This window comes from Nocardia sp. NPDC049737 (genome assembly GCF_040674755.1).
Taxonomy (GTDB): Bacteria; Actinomycetota; Actinomycetes; order Mycobacteriales; family Mycobacteriaceae; genus Nocardia.
Window position 1 is genome coordinate 1 of record NZ_JBFANH010000080.1, and the last position, 5260, is coordinate 5260.

The 5260-nt window shown below is 55.3% G+C and carries 2 rRNA genes; both read right to left on the reverse strand.

The features are described 5' to 3' along the window. Positions 1 to 68: 68 nt before the first annotated feature. Positions 69 to 3201 (reverse strand): 23S ribosomal RNA (locus AB0J47_RS41970). A 332-nt stretch (positions 3202 to 3533) separates the two neighbouring features. After that, positions 3534 to 5052 (reverse strand): 16S ribosomal RNA (locus AB0J47_RS41975). Together the 16S and 23S rRNA genes form the textbook arrangement of a ribosomal RNA operon. Between the last annotated feature and the right edge of the window lie 208 nt (positions 5053 to 5260).

Consider the following 5260-nt stretch of genomic DNA (forward strand, 5'->3'; position numbering starts at 1 on the left):
CTCGTGTCTGTCTTCTCGGTGATCTGTGTGTTGTTTCAGATACCGCACAGTGGACGCGTAGCTTCTTTGTTGGTAAGTCCTCGGCCGATTAGTACCAGTCACCTACACCCGTTACCGGGCTTCCAGTTCTGGCCTATCAACCCCATGGTCTGTAGGGGGCCTTAACCACTCGAAGGTGGTGAGAAACCTCATCTTGGAACAGGCTTCCCGCTTAGATGCTTTCAGCGGTTATCCCTTCCGAACGTAGCTAACCAGCAGTGCCCTTGGCAGGACAACTGGCACACCAGAGGTTCGTCCGTCCCGGTCCTCTCGTACTAGGGACAGCCTTCCTCAAGTTTCTGACGCGCGCGGCGGATAGAGACCGAACTGTCTCACGACGTTCTAAACCCAGCTCGCGTGCCGCTTTAATGGGCGAACAGCCCAACCCTTGGGACCTACTCCAGCCCCAGGATGCGACGAGCCGACATCGAGGTGCCAAACCATCCCGTCGATATGGACTCTTGGGGAAGATCAGCCTGTTATCCCCGGGGTACCTTTTATCCGTTGAGCGACACCGCTTCCACTTGCCGGTGCCGGATCACTAGTCCCGACTTTCGTCCCTGCTCGAGCTGTCACTCTCACAGTCAAGCTCCCTTGTGCACTTGCACTCGACACCTGATTGCCAACCAGGCTGAGGGAACCTTTGGGCGCCTCCGTTACATTTTAGGAGGCAACCGCCCCAGTTAAACTACCCACCAGGCACTGTCCCTGAACCAGATCATGGCCCGAGGTTAGAGGTCCAATACGATCAGAGTGGTATTTCAACGATGACTCCACCAACACTGGCGTGCCAGCTTCACAGTCTCCCACCTATCCTACACAAACCGTACCGAACACCAATACCAAGCTATAGTGAAGGTCCCGGGGTCTTTTCGTCCTGCCGCGCGTAACGAGCATCTTTACTCGTAATGCAATTTCGCCGAGTCTGTGGTTGAGACAGCAGAGAAGTCGTTACGCCATTCGTGCAGGTCGGAACTTACCCGACAAGGAATTTCGCTACCTTAGGATGGTTATAGTTACCACCGCCGTTTACCGGGGCTTAAATTCTCAGCTTCGCCATTACTGGCTAACCGGTCCTCTTAACCTTCCGGCACCGGGCAGGCGTCAGTCCGTATACATCGTCTTACGACTTCGCACGGACCTGTGTTTTTAGTAAACAGTCGCTTCTCTCTGGTCTCTGCGACCCAACCCAGCTCCGAGAGTAAATCTCATCACCAGACCGGGTCCCCCTTCTCCCGAAGTTACGGGGGCATTTTGCCGAGTTCCTTAACCACAGTTCTCTCGATCGCCTCAGTATTCTCTACCTGACCACCTGTGTCGGTTTGGGGTACGGGCCGTGTACCAACTCACTAGAGGCTTTTCTCGGCAGCATAGGATCACTGAATTCACCTCAATCGGCTACGCATCACCTCTCAGGCACATGAGACACGGATTTGCCTATGTCTCGCCCTACAGGCTTACACCAGTACAACCACTGACTGGCCCAGCTACCTTCCTGCGTCACCCCATCGCTTGACTACTACAGCAAGGGTCGTATGCAGCCACTTCCGGCTCCCCGAAGGGAGTCCATCCGCTTTTGGATACTTAGCACCACTGATTCGCCATTGGGCGCGGATACACGGGTACGGGAATATCAACCCGTTGTCCATCGACTACGCCTGTCGGCCTCGCCTTAGGTCCCGACTCACCCTGGGCGGATTAACCTGGCCCAGGAACCCTTGGTCATTCGGCGGACGAGTTTCTCACTCGTCTTTCGCTACTCATGCCTGCATTCTCACTCCCACAGCCTCCACAACTAGCTCACGCTGCTGCTTCCATGGCTGTAGGACGCTCCCCTACCCATCCACACCACTGCACCACCCCCCGTAGAAGATGGCGGATGTATTGTGTGAATGCCGCGGCTTCGGCGGTGTACTTGAGCCCCGCTACATTGTCGGCGCAGAATCACTTGACCAGTGAGCTATTACGCACTCTTTCAAGGATGGCTGCTTCTAAGCCAACCTCCTGGTTGTCTTCGCGACTCCACATCCTTTTCCACTTAGTACACGCTTAGGGGCCTTAGCCGGCGATCTGGGCTGTTTCCCTCTCGACTACGAAGCTTATCCCCCGCAGTCTCACTGCCACGCTCTCACACACCGGCATTCGGAGTTTGGCTGATTTCGGTAAGCTTGTAGGCCCCCTAGACCATCCAGTAGCTCTACCTCCGGTGTGAAACACGTGACGCTGCACCTAAATGCATTTCGGGGAGAACCAGCTATCACGGAGTTTGATTGGCCTTTCACCCCTACCCACAGCTCATCCCCTCAGTTTTCAACCTAAGTGGGTTCGGGCCTCCACGACGTCTTACCGTCGCTTCACCCTGGCCATGGGTAGATCACTCCGCTTCGGGTCTAGAACACGCGACTCAAAACGCCCTATTCGGACTCGCTTTCGCTACGGCTACCCCACACGGGTTAACCTCGCCACATGCCACTAACTCGCAGGCTCATTCTTCAAAAGGCACGCCATCACCCACCACAACAAAGTTGTGCGTAGGCCCTGACGGATTGTAAGCGCACGGTTTCAGGTACTATTTCACTCCCCTCCCGGGGTACTTTTCACCTTTCCCTCACGGTACTAGTCCGCTATCGGTCACCAGGGAGTATTCAGGCTTACCGGGTGGTCCCGGCAGATTCACAGCAGATTTCACGGGCCCGCTGCTACTCGGGCATCATCCACAACAGCCGTTGAGTTTTCGCTTACCGGACTATCACCGTCTATGGCAGGCCGTTCCAGACCACTTCAACTAACACAACGGTTTCTGACTGTCGCCCATCACGGCAGTGATGAGAAGAATGACCCCACAACCCCAAGAACACAACAACTGCCGTCTATCACATGCTCCTGGTTTAGCCTCATCCGCTTTCGCTCGCCACTACTCACGGAATCACTATTGTTTTCTCTTCCTGTGGGTACTGAGATGTTTCACTTCCCCACGTTCCCTCCACACACCCTATATATTCAGATGCGGGTAACACGACATCACTCGTGCTGGGTTTCCCCATTCGGAAATCCTCGGATCTCAGCTCGGTTGACAGCTCCCCGAGGCTTATCGCAGCCTCCTACGTCCTTCATCGGCTCCTGGTGCCAAGGCATCCACCGTACGCTCTTAAACACTTACAAACAAAGATGCTCGCGTCCACTGTGCAGTTCTCAAACAACACACAAGATTGAAACCCGATGCAGCACCAGCACTCCCGAAGAAGCCGGTATGACTGCGGCCCAATCTCGTCGTTATCTTGCCCAAGAGGAAACACTCGCGTGTTCTCTCAGGACCCAACAGTGTGCCGATATATTCACCGCGACCAACCACTCAGGATTGACCGAATGCGATAAAACTTGTCAGTGTTCCACCCATGAGCGTCCGCCGGAAAACGTATGTTTCCGAAACGGTCTCTGGCATCAACGTTTACCATCCCCGACTCTTCGGGGTGCGATGCAGAAGTGCTCCTTAGAAAGGAGGTGATCCAGCCGCACCTTCCGGTACGGCTACCTTGTTACGACTTCGTCCCAATCGCCAATCCCACCTTCGACGGCTCCCTCCCACAAGGGGTTAGGCCACCGGCTTCGGGTGTTACCGACTTTCATGACGTGACGGGCGGTGTGTACAAGGCCCGGGAACGTATTCACCGCAGCGTTGCTGATCTGCGATTACTAGCGACTCCAACTTCACGGGGTCGAGTTGCAGACCCCGATCCGAACTGAGACCGGCTTTAAGGGATTCGCTCCACCTCACGGTATCGCAGCCCTCTGTACCGGCCATTGTAGCATGTGTGAAGCCCTGGACATAAGGGGCATGATGACTTGACGTCGTCCCCACCTTCCTCCGAGTTGACCCCGGCAGTCTCTCACGAGTCCCCGCCATAACGCGCTGGCAACATAAGATAAGGGTTGCGCTCGTTGCGGGACTTAACCCAACATCTCACGACACGAGCTGACGACAGCCATGCACCACCTGTACACCAACCACAAGGGGGGCTATATCTCTATAGCTTTCTGGTGTATGTCAAACCCAGGTAAGGTTCTTCGCGTTGCATCGAATTAATCCACATGCTCCGCCGCTTGTGCGGGCCCCCGTCAATTCCTTTGAGTTTTAGCCTTGCGGCCGTACTCCCCAGGCGGGGTACTTAATGCGTTAGCTACGGCACGGATCCCGTGGAAGGAAACCCACACCTAGTACCCACCGTTTACGGCGTGGACTACCAGGGTATCTAATCCTGTTCGCTACCCACGCTTTCGCTTCTCAGCGTCAGTTACTTCCCAGAGACCCGCCTTCGCCACCGGTGTTCCTCCTGATATCTGCGCATTTCACCGCTACACCAGGAATTCCAGTCTCCCCTGAAGTACTCTAGTCCGCCCGTATCGACCGCAAGCCCACCGTTGAGCGGTAGGTTTTCACGAACGACGCGACGAACCGCCTACAAGCTCTTTACGCCCAGTAATTCCGGACAACGCTCGCACCCTACGTATTACCGCGGCTGCTGGCACGTAGTTGGCCGGTGCTTCTTCTACAGGTACCGTCACTTCCGCTTCGTCCCTGTCGAAAGAGGTTTACAACCCGAAGGCCGTCATCCCTCACGCGGCGTCGCTGCATCAGGCTTCCGCCCATTGTGCAATATTCCCCACTGCTGCCTCCCGTAGGAGTCTGGGCCGTGTCTCAGTCCCAGTGTGGCCGGTCACCCTCTCAGGTCGGCTACCCGTCGTCGCCTTGGTAGGCCATTACCCCACCAACAAGCTGATAGGCCGCGGGCCCATCCTGCACCGATAAATCTTTCCACCACAAGACATGCATCCCGTAGTCATATCCGGTATTAGACCCAGTTTCCCAGGCTTATCCCGAAGTGCAGGGCAGATCACCCACGTGTTACTCACCCGTTCGCCGCTCGTGTACCCCGAAGGGCCTTACCGCTCGACTTGCATGTGTTAAGCACGCCGCCAGCGTTCGTCCTGAGCCAGGATCAAACTCTCCGTTGAAGACTCTCAACCACACCCAAAAAGGGCGCAATCAGAAGAATTAACCAGAGTCCGAAAACCTTGGCAAAATCAAACGCCAACAAAAAATATTTGCTGACTAAATGTCCGACCCACCCACACGGGGGTATGAGGAGCCGGAACCAAATAAAACATTTGGCACTGACATTCATCGACACACTATTGAGTTCTCAAAGAACACACGCACACA